The organism is Variovorax sp. WDL1, assembly GCF_001541225.1.
Lineage (GTDB): Bacteria > Pseudomonadota > Gammaproteobacteria > Burkholderiales > Burkholderiaceae_C > Variovorax.
The window spans coordinates 1-14,970 of record NZ_LMTS01000145.1 but is presented as its reverse complement, the minus strand read 5'-3'; the positions used below and the strand labels follow the sequence as shown (position 1 = coordinate 14,970).

At 61.2% G+C, this 14,970-nt stretch carries 11 protein-coding genes; 9 read left to right on the top strand and 2 right to left on the bottom strand.

All coding sequences use genetic code 11. The annotated features are described in order from the left end of the window. Nucleotides 1–7 precede the first annotated feature (7 nt). From traN to APY03_RS19340, 5 genes are all read left to right on the top strand, one after another. Nucleotides 8–3,484, top strand: a complete 3,477-nt coding sequence (gene traN / locus APY03_RS19360; protein ID WP_068679161.1) for a conjugal transfer protein TraN — start codon at nt 8–10, stop codon at nt 3,482–3,484. A 138-nt stretch (nt 3,485–3,622) separates the two neighbouring features. Continuing rightward, a complete protein-coding gene (locus APY03_RS19355) occupies nt 3,623–5,356 on the top strand; it encodes a type IV secretory system conjugative DNA transfer family protein (RefSeq protein WP_083944475.1) in 1,734 nt (577 codons plus the stop codon). A gap of 4 nt (nt 5,357–5,360) precedes the next feature. Then, nucleotides 5,361–5,696 carry a hypothetical protein gene (locus APY03_RS19350; protein ID WP_068679157.1) on the top strand — a complete coding sequence of 112 codons (336 nt, stop codon included), beginning with the start codon at nt 5,361–5,363 and terminating at the stop codon, nt 5,694–5,696. 2 nt (nt 5,697–5,698) lie between these two features. After that, entirely contained in the window at nt 5,699–5,959 is a 261-nt protein-coding gene (locus APY03_RS19345) for a hypothetical protein (RefSeq protein WP_068679154.1), read from the top strand. A 299-nt stretch (nt 5,960–6,258) separates the two neighbouring features. Then, entirely contained in the window at nt 6,259–8,490 is a 2,232-nt protein-coding gene (locus APY03_RS19340) for a recombinase (protein WP_146039484.1), read from the top strand. 236 nt (nt 8,491–8,726) lie between these two features. Here APY03_RS19340 and APY03_RS19335 read toward each other — a convergent pair whose 3' ends face one another. Both APY03_RS19335 and radA read right to left on the bottom strand, forming a co-directional pair. Beyond that, nucleotides 8,727–9,293 carry a hypothetical protein gene (locus APY03_RS19335; RefSeq protein ID WP_068679151.1) on the bottom strand — a complete coding sequence of 189 codons (567 nt, stop codon included), beginning with the start codon at nt 9,291–9,293 and terminating at the stop codon, nt 8,727–8,729. An 11-nt stretch (nt 9,294–9,304) separates the two neighbouring features. Next, on the bottom strand, nt 9,305–10,690 hold the full coding sequence (radA, locus tag APY03_RS19330; protein ID WP_068679149.1) for a DNA repair protein RadA: 1,386 nt from the start codon (nt 10,688–10,690) through the stop codon (nt 9,305–9,307). 134 nt (nt 10,691–10,824) lie between these two features. Between radA and APY03_RS19325 the strand changes: the two genes are divergently transcribed. The 4 genes from APY03_RS19325 to APY03_RS19310 all read left to right on the top strand — a co-directional run bounded on the left by APY03_RS19325 (nt 10,825) and on the right by APY03_RS19310 (nt 14,934). Then, a complete protein-coding gene (locus tag APY03_RS19325; RefSeq protein ID WP_068679147.1) occupies nt 10,825–11,082 on the top strand; it encodes a hypothetical protein in 258 nt (85 codons plus the stop codon). Between the two features lie 133 nt (nt 11,083–11,215). Continuing rightward, a complete protein-coding gene (locus tag APY03_RS19320) occupies nt 11,216–11,848 on the top strand; it encodes a DUF6927 domain-containing protein (RefSeq protein ID WP_068679145.1) in 633 nt (210 codons plus the stop codon). Between the two features lie 377 nt (nt 11,849–12,225). Continuing rightward, entirely contained in the window at nt 12,226–13,014 is a 789-nt protein-coding gene (locus APY03_RS42565) for a hypothetical protein (protein WP_180988655.1), read from the top strand. A gap of 426 nt (nt 13,015–13,440) precedes the next feature. Then, a complete protein-coding gene (locus tag APY03_RS19310; RefSeq protein ID WP_068679141.1) occupies nt 13,441–14,934 on the top strand; it encodes a helicase HerA domain-containing protein in 1,494 nt (497 codons plus the stop codon). Nucleotides 14,935–14,970 lie beyond the last annotated feature (36 nt).

The window sequence follows — 14,970 nt, the reverse complement described above, 5'->3', positions numbered from 1 at the left end:
CTACCCAATGCGTGTCGCAAACTACCTTCTGGGCGCCATGTGCGCCCTTTTCACGTTCACCACAGCGGCGCAAGCCCCTACCGCGGAGGAGATTGCGCAGGCGAAGAAAGTAGCCACCCAAGCTGCAACCCAGATGCGCAGCGTCAGCGTGAACCGGGATGCGGGGGGAGACACAATCCTGAACGAGGACGGAACGGCGCAGCTGGCGCCGAGGTCGTCTTTTACCCAGGCCGCAGGCCTCGACTACTTCAAAAGCATCACCGGACTGGAGGGCCTCGAGCAAGTTGCCTCCCCCGGCCAGAAGCAACAGGCAGGCATCGCCGTCGTCACTGCCACGGCGAAGTTCGACCTCAACTGCCGCGCCAAGGTCGAAGGTGAAATCCGCTCGGGTGGCAACCTCACGTTCCGGGCAGTCGCGTGCGAGGGCGCTCCGGTTCAATCGCTGCTCTTCAAGGTTTGTGACAACCAGCAGCGACTGGGGCAGTGCGCGGCTGATAGCGACTTCTCGCAAGAGATTTCCGTGCCCGTCGGCTCCTTCACCACGGTGAGCGGAGTTCAGGTCGGGGCTGGCTGCAACAGCACCGACAGCTGCCGCATCTCGGTCCGCGGGACGTCGGTCATTGGCGGCAGCGACGCCACTCTGAAGGTCACCGGCCAACAGATTGCTTCCAACAGCACACTGATTTCGGACCTCCGCACCAACGTCGAAAACGGCAGCTACGCCGACAAGACCAGGGAGACCGGCGAGCACCTGCGGGCAAATCCGGCCCAAGCCGCCGAAGGAGGAACCGAGACCAAGCTCACCCAGGCGGATGCTCAGTGCTCCGGCCCGCGCAGCTGCACGAAATGGAGCACGACTTCGCAGAAGTTCACCACGAGCTGCACGCGCACGTTCCCCCTCACTGAGCGCATCACGAAGTACAAGCTCGAGACCGCACAATGCGACATCAAGGTCAAAATCGACAAGGACGGCAAGGTGGCGACCACGGACACATGCCTCACCTCGGAAGGCGTAGACCTGCGCAAGGACAAGTCGAAGATTGGCGAGACCGCCAAGGTCTGCTCGCAGCTCGCAGAGGACGGCACGACGTGCCTGGACCAGAGCTGGACCGAGTACTTCGCCACGAGCGACCCCGCCGTCCTGTCGGTGGAGGCATCGCCCTCGCCGGTCGCTGGCGCCTGCGACTTGAGCCCTCTCTCAGAAAGCCGGTACAACACCTACCAAGGCGGCGAGTGGTTCGGCCGCACGCTAGACGACGCCCAATGCCTAGTCGCGGCCGTCGATGAGGCTACTGGCTTCCCGACGGGTGTTGTCCTGCAGCTCACCAACGCTGAGAAAGCGGGTTGTGGCATCTACACGACGCCGACCACCGGTGTCGTCTGCTACGGGCAGCCCAGCGCGACCGACGACCTCGATTCCTGCAAGAGCGTTGACCTGGCGCACTGCAGCATGACCTCTGCCGAGCCAGCCTCCTACACCGGCGGCAACGGCGGCCTCGTCATGTCCCAGAACGAGACCTACCAATGCACGCACGCTCAGGATATCTGCGTCGAGTGGTCCAAGAGTTCCGAAGACAACGCCTGCCTGAACACGGACGACATCACGTTCGGCAATGCCGTGAAGCAAGACCAAACCGTCGACGTCGAGAAGATGAACGCCGCCCTGGTCTCGGCCGCGATTGCGGACGCTGCGGGCGAAGGCATTGACGACATGAGCGACAACCCGACCATCCCGAAGATTTTCACGGGCAAGGATATGCGCTGCAAGCGGGCGACAGGCGGCATCGGCCAGTTGTTCGGGCGGAACTGCTGCCGGATGGACATGGAGCGCCCGAAGTCAGGACAGATGATGCGTGACGGCTGCGAAATGCCCACGGTCGAGCTCGCCGCAGCCCGGCGCTCGAAATACACCGTCTACATTGGCGAGTACTGCTCCAACAGGGCTAAGTGGCCGCTGAAGTCCTGCCTGGAATACACCCAGACCTACTGCTCATTCAACGGCATTCTGCCGCGCGTCATCCACGAGCAGGGCCGCGGCCAGCTGCTGCAGATGGCCATGTCCGGGCAAGGCGCGGACATCGTCAGCCAGAATCTGAACTTCACCTATCTCGACCAGGGCAACGGGCGGTGGACGTCGCCGGTGGACGTCAACGGCGTCAAGGTCGCTGCGTGGCAGTGGCCCAGCTACTGCGCGGACCCCGTCAAGGCCGGCGAAATTTTTGCGACGGACCCGGAATCGTTCGAATGCCCTGGCGTCGTTCGGACCATCATTGCCAGCTGCGATAACTCGAACGGGTGCGCCGAAATGCCAAAGGCACCTGAGTTCGGCCCGAATTCGTGGAACCTGGTGGAACTCGACCCGCTGGTCAACGAGTCCCGGGGTGTCAGCCGTTACACCGCCGTGAAGGGCGCATGCTCGCCCGAATCGGGCAATTGCACCTATGAAGCACGAGGATGGCCGATGGGTCAGGGTGGCAAGGCTATCGTCACCCGTGACCTGTCATGGCACCTTTACTCGAACGAAGAGTCAGAAGGCCGCTCCGCCGGCGCGTTGAACCAGATGTCGAACATCGCCGACCTGGTGTTCCGCACCTGGTCCGTAAAGGGCGCCTCGGACGGAAAGACCGTGCCGGAACGCATCCGCATCGACTACAGCCAGGATGGCGGCCAGACTTGGAAAACCGTGCAAGTCCCAACCGACCTGCGCACCTCGGAGTTCACCTTTCCGAACTCTGACACGCGCCTCACGGGCCGTTGCGATGCCCTGACGAACCTGTGCAGCTTTCGGGTGACTGCGACCTCGGCCGTTGCCCTCAAGCTGTGGGGATTCCCTCAGTTCCCCGACTGCACGGGCTTCACGCCGGGTCAACTGTCTGCCATGGACTTCGGCAAGATGGACCTGTCCGAATGGTTGACGTCGGTCATGGACAAGGTCGCGGCTTCGGCCGGCAGCCCGAGCGAAATCGGCCGGGCGGCTGCTGAGCAGTTCCAGCAGTTCAACAGCCAGTATGCGGATGGTAAGGGCACCATCACGGTTACCGCGCCATCTGCGGCGCACTACGCCCGCATCAGCCCATCGCAAGGCTTCGGACCGTTCCACACGCGACTCATCGCGAGCGGATACTGGCCTGAGACGACAGGCGACAAGGCCAAGGACGTGGACCGCGTGACCGCGGTAGAAGTGGACTGGGGGGACTGCACGATGACCGAAACCCTTCAACCGCTGTCCCTCTCCGAGCCCGGCTCGGGCTACTACGGAATCCACGTCTTCAAGGCTCCTAACGAGCTGGCCTGCGGCAAGCGCGAAGGCAACGTGACCCAAACCGTCACGATGACTGTGCACACCACCAAGAGCGGCGTGCAGAAGCGCACAGTCACGGTCGAGAACGCATACAACAAGTTCCCGGGCGGCAGCGGCGGTCGCAACGATAACGTCCCAGTAACGGTGACCGTCCCTGCGAGCCAAGCCACGATGCCGAAATGAGGCACTGACAGGCCCTGCGCAAGCGGGACGTAAAGCGGCAGGACCTCGGTCTTGCCGCTTTTCTTTGTGAATCCTGACCAACCAGCCCATATAAATGACTGGTTCCTAGACGAACCAGCATAAAGGGAGACGTTTTACATGCTGGTAGGTCGAAAAGACGCTTGGGCGTTGATGGGGATTGGTGCAGGCGTCGCGGCGTCAAGCCCTTGGGTTGCGGGCAACCCCTATGTACTCCCCGCATTGGTGGGGCCCGCTGTGGGCGCCGGGTGGTTCGCGTTTAAGCGAGCACGGGAGTGGCTCGACCGAACGGACACGGTCAGTCGCGAAAACTTCGTTCTTCCGTCGGATGAGACGTTTGGCGACCTCATGTCGACCAAGGAGGGAATTCGGTTCGGCTACACGCGTGACAACGGTATGCCCGTCGATATCAGCGACAACTTCTTGACTCGGCATACCGCCATCATCGGCCAGTCAGGTGTCGGCAAGACCACTCTGGGCGAGTTCCTTCTTTGGCAGCAGGCTATCCGCGGTGGCGGCTTCATCTTCATCGACGCTAAGCTCGATGCGGCGACCCGCGACAAGTTGAACATGATGATGCAGCTCTGCGGCCGCGGGGATGAGTTCTACGTCCTCAACGTCGACCAACCGCACAACAGCAACACCTACAACCCCATCCTCAAGGGCGACGCCGATGAGGTGGCCAGCCGGCTCCTCAACCTTATTCCGGGAACGGAAAACTCGCCAGGCGCCGACTACTTCCGCCAGCAGGCGAACTATGCCTTAACAGTGCTCACAGGCGCGCTGAAGTCAGCCAAGCGCCGCTACAACTTCAGCGACCTCGCCATCCTCTTGCAATCGGACCGGGCGCTGGAATCGCTGCTGCGGTTGCGCTTGGGCGATGAGGAACGCATGACCCTGGAGATGTTCCTCAATCAGTTTCGCAAGAAAGACAAGAACGGCGTTGGAATTGACATCAAGATGGTCAAGGATTTGCTGGGTGGCATCTCCGGGCGAATTGCACTCTTCGCGCAAGGAAAGTTCGGCGAGGTCTTCAACACCTACACGCCGGAAATTGACCTCACGGACATCGTGATGAACAACAAGTGTCTGTACGTCATGCTTCCGACCATGGGGAAGGATACGGCAGCGCTGAACCTCGGGAAAATCATTCTTTCCGACCTCCGCACTGCGGTCTACAACGTGCAGGGCGTGCACAAGGACAAGCGCCCGAAGCCCCCGTTCCTCGTCTTTGCTGACGAAATGGGCAGCTACGTCATGAGCGGTATCGCACGACTTTTCGAGCAAGCTCGAAGCGCAGGCATCTGCATGATTCCAGCCTTCCAGACCTTTGCGAACCTGCGCACGGTCGGTCCCGACTTCGAAGACATCATCATTGGCAACACCTGGAACAAGGTCTGTTTCAAGTTCGCATCCAAGGACTCTCCCGAGACGGCCGCTGACATCATCGGCAAGACCAAGAAGTTCGCGAAGTCCCTCTCGCTGAGCAAGAACGAGGGCGAATCCTCCTCCAACATCCGAACGACTCCCCAGGGCAACGCGTCGGACGGCGCCGGCATGTCCGAGTCCTGGAAGGAATCCGAGGAGTATCGCGTCAGCCCCGAGCATCTGAAGTCCCTGGGCCTCGGAGAGGCGGTCCTGCTGTCGGGCTCCCGCGTGTTCCACATCAACACGCCGATGCTCAACTTCCCGGAGCCTATTCCGGAGTTCAAGGTGACCAGGCACAAGGTCACGATGCCGCCTGATGAGCTGGGCCTTGACCTTACCGACGAGTACGAGCAGTTCCTGATGGTGGGGTCTGACGAGAGCCGAGCCGCCTCGGCTGAAAGCAGCTTCACCACCGCCGGCGCTTAATCCCTTGAGCGGCGAACACGCTCCCACGGGTACGTACGACAAGCTGGTGCAACAGGCCATCGCGTTGCTTCGGGACCATCAGGCAAGTGCGGGGCCCCAAGCTGTCGCGGTCCTGGCATGTGTCGGCTACGGCGAAGGAAGCGTCGTGTCGACCGCGGTCAGGGCAGCGGACGGGCATGAAGCCGTTCCCCTCGCCATGCTGCTGTCGTTCACCCGGTCGTTTGCGGCGGCTGAGAGCTGTCCCAGGGCGATGCGCGAGCTGCAAATGGCGGAAGCCGCGCTCCAACGCGCTATCGAAGCGAAGCTGCTCCCAGAGCGCGTCGCGCTCTCTCTACACTGACCATGAGCACCGTCCTCTTCATCCTCGCCTGTGGCGTTCTCTGCCTGGTGGTCTTGTCCAAGATTCCCGGGCTCGAGCACCTCGTCAAGCCTCTCATCGACCTCGTCTTCACCGGCGTAAAGGTCGGCGCTGCCAGCGGCTCCTACTGGGCCATCTGGCTCACGAAGCTCCTGCTGGCCTCGCACACGGACCTCATTCGACATCTGTTCCTCTCCGCTGAGGCCATCGACCCCTCGATGGCAGTGCGCGACAACGAGGCCTGACCGAATCGCGCCCCGGCCCGCAGGCCACCCCATCCGGGGTGGCTTTTTCGTTTAACGGCTCCTCCTGTTGGCACCCTTAAAGCAGGCCTCCAGACCGGGCTAGCTATAGGTTGCGTACCCCTCCAGCACAGCGTTGCGCCCCCAGGCGCAGGCGCTGTCGTCCTTTAGATGGTCAATTGCCTCTCGCTATACGCGGAGAGGACAACCAACCCGCTTGCGACTGGCTTCAAGCCTGCTACGCGTGCGGACCAACTTCAACATCGAGGCCCCAGGGGCCTCGGAATCTACGAAAGAAACAGATGAAAAACGCTCTGATGTCTCCCCTTGGCCAAAAGATGCTCTCCGAGTCGAAGTTCTTCATGGGCTACTCCCGCTGGGTAGATGCCCGGGGCTCCTACGAGACCTGGGACGAAGCCGTAGCACGCGTCATGGACATGCACCGCGACAAGTACGCGGAACGCATGACGCCGGAGCTCGAGAAGTATTTCGCCAAGGCTGAAGTGGCATACGAAAGCCAACTGGTGCTGGGTGCTCAACGTGCCTTGCAGTTCGGTGGCGAACAGCTGCGCAAACACGAGGCCCGCATGTACAACTGCTCGGTCAGCCACTGCGACCGTGCGGCTTTCTTCCAGGAAGCGATGTACCTGCTTTTGTGCGGCTGCGGCGTCGGCTTCTCGGTGCAGAAGCACCACGTGGCCAAGCTGCCCCCAATCGCTCGTCCGTCGAGCGAGAAAATCAAGGTCTTCCAGATTCCCGACAGCATCGAGGGCTGGGCCGACGCGTTTGGCGTCCTCTTGAGCTCGTACTTCGATGGCGAAGGCACGTTCCCGGAATATCAGGGCCACCAGGTTCATTTCGACTTCAGCCTAATCCGCGCGAAGGGTTCGGAAATCTCGGGCGGCTTCAAGGCCCCGGGCCCGGACCCCCTGCGCCAGGCACTCATCAAGTGCGAGGCGCTGTTGCAGAAGGCTCTCGGAGCTGCTGAATCGGTCGCCGTGCGTCCCATCGTCGCATACGACTTCGTCATGCACATGTCCGACGCAGTTCTGGCCGGCGGCGTTCGTCGCTCCGCGACGATTTGCCTGTTCGACAAGGACGACCAGGAGATGATGAAGGCGAAGACTGGCGACTGGTTTGTCGACAACCCGCAGCGCGGCCGCAGCAACAACTCCGTTGTGCTGCTTCGCGACGAGCTGACCCGCGAAGAGTGGGCGCAAATCATGACCTCCGTGCGCGACTTCGGCGAGCCGGGCTTCATCTTTGTCGACGACAAGGAGTTCGCTTACAACCCGTGCGTGGAAATCGGCATGCGTCCGGTCACCATCGACGGCGTGTCGGGGTTCCAGTTCTGCAACCTGACCGAAATCAACGGCGGCAAGTGCGTGAACAAGGAGCTGTTCTTCGCCGCTTGCGAGGCCGGCGCCATTCTGGGCACGCTCCAAGCAGGCTACACGAACTTCAAGTATGTGTCCGAAGCCACCCGCCGAATCACCGAGCGCGAAAGCCTCATCGGCGTGAGCATCACGGGCTGGATGAACAATCCGCACATCCTGTTCGACGAAGCCATCCTCAAGGAGGGCGCTGAAATCGTCAAGCGGGTCAACCGTGAAGTGGCGATGCTCATCGGGGTCAATCCGGCCGCGCGCACGACCTGTGCGAAGCCCTCGGGCAACGCGTCGGTCCTGCTGGGCACTGCCTCGGGAATCCACGGCGAGCACTCGCCGATGTACTTCCGCAACGTTCAGATGAACGCCGATGACGAAGTGGCCAAGCTCATCCTGCAGCGCAACCCGAAAATGGTGGAGAAGTCCGTATGGTCGGCAAACGGCAGCGACATCGTTGTCAGCTTCCCGGTCGTCTCGAAGGACACGTCCATCTTCAAGCAGGACCTCATGGGCGTTCGCCAGCTGGAGTTCGTGAAGAAGGCACAGCAGCACTGGGTCGAAAACGGCACCAATGTGGAACTGTGCGTGCATCCAAAGCTGCGTCACAACATCTCGAACACCATCGGGGTGGATGACTGGAGCGCGGTCGAGCAGTACATTTTCGACAATCGCCAGTGGTTCGCCGGCATCTCGTTGCTGGCAGGCGAAGGCGACAAGGCATACCCGCAAGCTCCGTTCACGGAAGTGACGTCGGCCGAACAAATCGTCGGACTCTACGGCGAGGCCAGCATGTTCGCCTCAGGTCTCATTGTCGACGGGCTGCACGCCTTCAACGACAACCTGTGGATGGCATGCGACACCGCAATGGGCAAGGGTCTGCAACTGTCGGACGAGGATTCCAAGGACCTGCTCAAGCGTGACTGGGTGCGTCGCTTCAAGAAGTTCGCGAAGCACTTCGACGGCGACATGCAGAAGGCCTCCTTCTGTCTGAAGGACTGCTACAACCTGCACAAGTGGGTGGGCATCCAGACCTCTTTGCAAGACATCGACTTCGCGTCGGTTCTGTCGGAAGTCCGTCAGGTGGACATCAACACCCTCGGCTCGCAGGCCTGCGCCGGCGGCATGTGCGAAGTTAGCTTCAACTAGCCCCGCGTCAGCGTAATTCCCAAACCCCGAGGAGCAATCCCCGGGGTTTTTTATTGGGCGGGCTCCTGCCGTGGCCCACTTAGCGGATGTGGCGGTTCGCCGGGCCGTTTCAAGCGGGCTGCCATCGCGGGAGCTTCAAGGGAGCGAGGGCGCGGGGCTCACAGCCGCCAAGACAGGACCCAACCAAAAAAGCCAGAGGCTGTGCCTCTGGCTTCCAGGTCACTGCTTCGCCGGGCTCAAGACATCGGATTGTGAGGGTCCGAATCCAACCCCATGGGGGCGACGTAGGCGTTGTTTTCTGCGACGAACCCACCCGTCTGCTCGTTGAACAGGCCGCCTGCACCGCCGCCAAACACGCCGTACGGGTTGCCGTTGATGTCCGTCAGGCCACCGGGCATCATCGGCGTGCCGTCGACGTTGACCAGAGGTGCAGTTGCGGAGTTTTGTACCGCGGCAAGGCTCGCTGCGTAGACCGCGCCCTCCATGCCTTGATTTCGCAGCAACTGCTGGCGGTCCGCCCGCACCCTGTCGGATGGCGCGGAAGCAATCCAGTCCTTCACGAAGCCGAAATGGCGCGCCTTCTCGTCTTTGCGGGCAAGCGTGACGAGCCAGACGAGGCTTGCGACATACAGCACAGCGACGGCAACCGCTACGGAGCTCAGGGCGGGGAACTTCAGTCCGAGCAGCAGGAAAAACCCGCACGATACCCCAGCGAACAAGTGCCCGTTGAACTCCCCCATCCGACGGAAGGCCGCCACCACCCAAACCCACTTGAACTTCTTGTTGACAACTTTTTGCTTCATGACATTTCTCCTCAGGCAGCTGCCTTCAATTCTCGCAGCAGCCCGATTGCTTGGTCGACGCGTGACACGTACGTCACGTCGATTCCCTTTACCGATGCCAAATTGTTGTGCTTGCACGCCAGTGGCACCATCGCCTGGGTGAAGCCCAGCTTCGCGGCTTCCTTCAGCCTGGTCAGAGCATCAGTTACGGGCCGAATCTCTCCGGCCAGGCCTACCTCCCCGAAAGCGACCATCCCCTTGGGCAGCGGCCGGTCCACGAGGGACGAATGTGCCGCAAGCATCAACGGCAGGTCCGCCGCTGGCTCCGTGAGCCGCACGCCCCCCACAATCTTGACATAGACGTTCTGGTCGAACGCAACGACGCTCGCGTGCTTGTTGAGCACTGCCAACAGCATCTGCAGCCGGTTCGTATCCACGCCGGCGGCGAAGCGCTTCGGATTCGGCGTCGGAGCGTCCTCCACCAGCGCCTGGACTTCAACCAGGAACGGTCGATTGCCCTCAAGCGCAGCAAGGATGCACGTACCCGGGACCGGATGCTCGTGCGCCGTGAGGAACAGCGATGACGGGTTGCTGACCTCCTCCAAGCCCTTCTCTCCCATCGCGAACACGCCGAGCTCGTTCACGGAGCCGAACCGGTTCTTGAACGCCCGAACCATGCGGAACGCGGAACCCGACTCGCCCTCGAAGTAGAGGACCGCGTCCACGATGTGCTCCAGGACGCGCGGGCCGGCCAGGTTGCCTTCCTTCGTCACGTGCCCGACCAGGAACAGGGCAATGCCCATGCTCTTGGCCTTCTTGTTCAGCTGCGCAGCGCATTCCTTAACCTGCGCGACGTTGCCCGGCGCCGACGTGAGCTGGCTCGAGAACACGGTTTGAATCGAGTCCACAACCATGATGTCTGGGCGCTGCTCATCCATCATGGCCAGAATCTCCTCCAGCTCCGTCTCGGGAAACACCTGGATGGATGCCTCACCGAGCCCGAGGCGCTCAGCGCGCATTCTCAGCTGGTCGGGCGACTCCTCGCCGGAGACATAGAGCGTCTTCGCGCGGGGGCTCAGATGCCCAACCACCTGCATCAACAGGGTCGACTTGCCAATGCCAGGGTCGCCACCGACGAGCACCACGGAGCCCTTGACCAGCCCGCCTCCCAGGACGCGGTTGAACTCGGTCAGGCCGGTGTCCCAACGCACGTGGGTGACCGTCTTGGCATTGCGGAGGTCAACGAGCGTTGCCTTCGTGCCCGACCAGTTCGAGTAGCGGTGGCTGTTGGCCGGCTCCTCGCGCTCGACGACCTCTTCCATCGTGTTCCAGGCGTTGCAGCCGGAGCATTTGCCACCCCAAACCACAGCCTTTTGCCCGCATGCGTTGCATGCGTAGCTCGACTTCTTCTTAACCATTGGAGTGCTCCATCTTAGTTGCATTTTAGCATACATACGATTTAGGTCCAAGCTAAATCGCAGTCCTGTGCCTAAAAGGCTAAAACTCAAATCCTACATGCACGGTTACCCCCTCTGCATCACAGGAGAACTCAATGGCAGACGAAATCGACATGGCCAATGAACAGGCTGAACTGTTCCTGCGCCAATCCCTGGCAAATCGGGCTACCGGCCCCAAGTTGCTCCCCCGTGGCAGTTGCTACAACTGCGACACCCACTTCGTGGCTTTGGGCAAGGATGCCCAAGGCCGAGACGTCGACGAGCGCGGCGTAGCCATCGACGAGAAACTCTTCTGCGACAAGGACTGTGCAGACGACTTCACCGAGCGCGAGCGCCTGAAAGCACGACGCTGAAGCGTTAGGCGCCTGCAGAGGGAAACGGCCGCCGGCAACCCCGGCGGCCTCTTTTTGCGCGCCTCAGCGCTAAATCTCAAGCGCACCGCGCCCGCTCCCTACACCTGTCAGGTCAACTACACAGGAGCATCAAATGGGATGGAGCAGCGTTTCCAACCAACGTGGCAAATCGACGCTTGAGATGCTGCGAGACCACACCTCGTACCGCGAAGGCGCCAAGTGGGACGGCAGCGAGGGCGTCACCTACCACATCGAGAGGATGGTCAGCGGTGCCGGTGGCGCCTATGGCATTCTTGCGAAAATCGACGCCAGGTCGGAGAAGACGACGCGCTGTGCGCTGGTCATCGCTGTTTCGCGAGGCCGCACGGATTTCGCCTGGAAGTCGATGACTGAGCAGGAAGGCCCCGTCATCTGCGGAATGCCCAAGGGCATGCTTTCCAAGCTGACTCCGGTGGCCGAACTCGACTGTAGCGAGTCCAGCATCGAGAATGCACGAGAGTGGCGGGCGCGTGTCCTCGCACGGTCAGCGCCAGCCTCCCTTGTGGTAAATGTCGGCGACGTCCTCGAGTTCACCAGTCCGCTAAGGTTCAACCTCCCCTCTGGAAGCGTAGCGGTTAGCCAACTGCGCGTCGAGAGCTGGGGCCGGCGAAAGCGCTTCCTTGCGCTCAACCCGACGGGTGGCAGCTTTGTCGCCAGGCTTTCGCGGCGAGCGCTGAGTGAACCGTTCAAGATAAATCCACAGAGCACCGCGGCCGCAACGCCGTGATTTTCCGAAAGCCGCTTCATGCGGCTTTCCTTTTTCATAGGGTCTGGGTCACTAGCGGCCCAAGCTTGTGAATTAGGCTAGAGTCCTGTGGTCAGGTCTGGCGGCAATCCAATGGGGTTGTCCATAGAGCTGTCCATCGGAAGCAGCCGGTGACGGACAAGGATGGGAAGGGCTCGAGCTGAGAAGCTTGGCAGGATTCACGACTCAGGGCCGGGCCCGCGAAGCGCGTGCTCACTACATGATTCGCCGACATTCTCCTTCGAGCTTCGGCGCTTAAACAGGGCGCAGGCTCTCCCGCATCGGCAGGCAATGGCCTCTGTGTCGGGCCAATGCAACGGACACGTGCATGCGGGACAGAACAAGTCAGAATCGTCTTTATGTATCAATTTCCTTTTGGGCAGCCTCTGCAGAGAGTCGAGCAGGTGCCTCATACAAGTGCCCGTGTATTCGTTTTGGGCGTCTACTCAAGTGCCGTGCATGCACGCTGGCTAGGCCGCGACGGAAAGCAGCGTGCCGCGGCACTTGCTGTGGCCTCAGAGCCCTATATCTTCTGGCGAGGCGAGGGAGCGGGGGCCATCATCGACGCAATCCACATTCCGCCAGAAGCCGGCAGGTTGGTCGAAGCGGACCAGCGTTTCAACGGCCCGTCGGGTAAGTCTCTGGATGAAGACTATCTTGCTCCGTTGGGCCTTGTGCGCGACGACGCTTGGCTATGCGACTTGCTCCCAGAAAGTCGGATGAACAAAGGGCAGGCCGCCCGGGTCCTCAGTGACTACGCCCCAGTTGCAAAGGCGCTGGGCCTGCCTGCGGCTAATGTCCCCCTGGTTTCCACCGGGTACGCTGACCACCTGCGGGTCGAGGCCGTCCTGGAGGAGCTTCTCACTTCTGGCGCCAATACCCTCATCACCTTGGGCGACGCGCCCCTGCGGGAGTTCGTCGCTGCACTGTCTCTCGGGCACCCCAAGCTCAGAATGTACGGGACGCAGCCGGGCCAATACGGCAAACGTCACCCGTTCAGCATTCGCGGCCGCCATCTGCAGTTGCTACCGTTAACGCATCCGCGACAGGCACGGGCTCTTGGGAATTCGGACAAGGAATGGGGTGACCTGCATCGGCACTGGGTACAACACACGGCTGGCGAAATCACTGGCGTATTGGGGCGCTAGCGCAATGTTGTTCCGAACTTCGCCTCTACGGGGTTGGACCAGCGTGTGCTTCGCCGGCGCTGCTGGTATCGGACAGGCGAGGGTACCGCTGCGCTCTTGAGGCAACACCTGCAGCAACTTGAGCTGGCGCGTAGCAGGCCCGCTGTCAAGCGCCGACCTGCTGTCATGTCGTGCTGACGCCGGGTCGCTAATTCGCGCAGCAGGGAGTCAAAGAACACACGTACGGCGCTCGGGTAGGTGCGCTGCGACGCTGCCCATACGCCCCGTTCCAGCGTGCACCTTTCGGACAGCCGAAGTCCCGACCATTCCCCCAAGTCCTTCGCGCAAGGAAAACCCGTGCACACCGAACGTTCAAGAAGTTTCGGTGAACGTGGCTAAGTCCCCTGCCTATACGGGGCTTCGTCATCAAAATCCCGCGATTTCTCTATGGAGCTCAACTTCGGGGTGGACTACTTCGGCGCCCGTGAAGGGCGGAAGACCCCTGTCCAACTCAACACAAAGCGCCTCATCAACGGCCACATGCTCATCCTCGGCTCGAGCGGCGTTGGGAAGTCGCACACCATCCGGCGCCTCATCGCGCAGGCGATGAAGGCTGGCACCAAGGTTCGCTTCCACGTGTTCGACGTCCATGGCGACCTTGAGATTGAAGGGGCGAGCGTTGTCCAGTTCTCCGAACAGGCCCCCTTCGGCCTCAACCCCTTCCGTGTCAACCCGTCCTTCGAGTTCGGCGGCGTACGCAAGGCGATTCAAGCTTTCATCCGTACGGTCGACCAGGCATCGCGGACGCCGCTCGGCCTGAAGCAGGAAGCCGTCATCCGCGAACTCGCGCTGGACGTCTACCGCGAGTTCGGCTTTCAAAAGGATGACCCCTCGACCTGGTCGCTCAACGCTTACGAGTCGCGCCTGATTTCAGGGGGCTCGGACAACCGCATCTACCTGAACGTGCCCTTTGTCGACAAGGACAGGGCCCGCGGCTTCGGCGCGCGGTTCTGTGGAGAGCGCAAGCTTTGGTACGTCCACACCCAGAACTACAAGGGCGGCATCACCGAGTTCCCGCCGGCGTTCAAGGAGCGTGACTACCCCACCCTTGCCGACATCCTGGCCTACGCCAAGCAGATTCACCTTGAAAAGTTCCTCGGCTCGGACCAAAAGGCCATCCGGGCGCTTGGTTACCTCAACAAGACCGCGCGGACCATGCAACGCAAGATGCTCGACTCCGTCAAACGCAAGCGCCACGACGAAAGCGTATTCGACGAGGACGAAGAGGTTGCCCTGGAGGCAGCAAAGGAAAGCGCTATCGATGCGTTCACCGACTATGCCAATTCGATTCAAACCGGGCTCGAGCTCGAAAACCTCATCAAGTACGACAGCCCCGAGGTGCTCAAGTCGGTGGTAGACCGCCTGAACAACCTGAACTCAACCGGCATCTTCAAGAACACGCCCCCGCCGTTCGACGAGACCCTGCCGGTGTGGCGATACAAGCTGAACGCTCTCAGCCTGGAAGAAAAGAAGATGCTCGTCCTCTTCCTGCTGCTCGACATCTTCTACAAGTCGGTGCAGCGTGGCGAGCAGTCCGACGTGCTTGAAATTTGCGTCCTCGACGAGCTCGGAACTTACGTCAGCGGGGCGGACGAGCGTGGTGACGGCGTCATCGGAACCATTGCTCGTGAGGCGCGCAAATTCGGCCTAGCACTATGGGCCGCCAATCAATCGACCGAGAACGTACCGGACAGTCTCATCAGCTCTGTCGGGACTAAGGTGGTCCTGGGTGTCGACGAGATGTACTGGCCAGACATGGTGAAGAAGCTTCGGATGGACGCGAAGCTCTTGAACTTCATCCAGCCCCACCACACGATGGCTGTACAGCTCAAGGAGAAGGGCTCGACCAAGACCAAGTGGTGGTGGACGGCCATCAGCTAGGGAGATGCTGATCAATGAACGACGCCGTCGGATCTG

Excerpts from the sequence above, each read along its gene's own strand:
- APY03_RS19320 (WP_068679145.1), top strand. The coding sequence starts at position 11,216 with ATGGGATGGAGCAGCGTTTCCAACCAACGTGGCAAATCGACGCTTGAG.
- APY03_RS19325 (WP_068679147.1), top strand. The coding sequence starts at position 10,825 with ATGGCAGACGAAATCGACATGGCCAATGAACAGGCTGAACTGTTCCTG.
- radA (WP_068679149.1), bottom strand. The coding sequence starts at position 10,690 with ATGGTTAAGAAGAAGTCGAGCTACGCATGCAACGCATGCGGGCAAAAG.
- APY03_RS19355 (WP_083944475.1), top strand. The coding sequence starts at position 3,623 with ATGCTGGTAGGTCGAAAAGACGCTTGGGCGTTGATGGGGATTGGTGCA.
- APY03_RS19310 (WP_068679141.1), top strand. The coding sequence starts at position 13,441 with ATGGAGCTCAACTTCGGGGTGGACTACTTCGGCGCCCGTGAAGGGCGG.
- APY03_RS19335 (WP_068679151.1), bottom strand. The coding sequence starts at position 9,293 with ATGAAGCAAAAAGTTGTCAACAAGAAGTTCAAGTGGGTTTGGGTGGTG.
- APY03_RS19340 (WP_146039484.1), top strand. The coding sequence starts at position 6,259 with ATGAAAAACGCTCTGATGTCTCCCCTTGGCCAAAAGATGCTCTCCGAG.
- traN (WP_068679161.1), top strand. The coding sequence starts at position 8 with ATGCGTGTCGCAAACTACCTTCTGGGCGCCATGTGCGCCCTTTTCACG.
- APY03_RS42565 (WP_180988655.1), top strand. The coding sequence starts at position 12,226 with ATGTATCAATTTCCTTTTGGGCAGCCTCTGCAGAGAGTCGAGCAGGTG.
- APY03_RS19345 (WP_068679154.1), top strand. The coding sequence starts at position 5,699 with ATGAGCACCGTCCTCTTCATCCTCGCCTGTGGCGTTCTCTGCCTGGTG.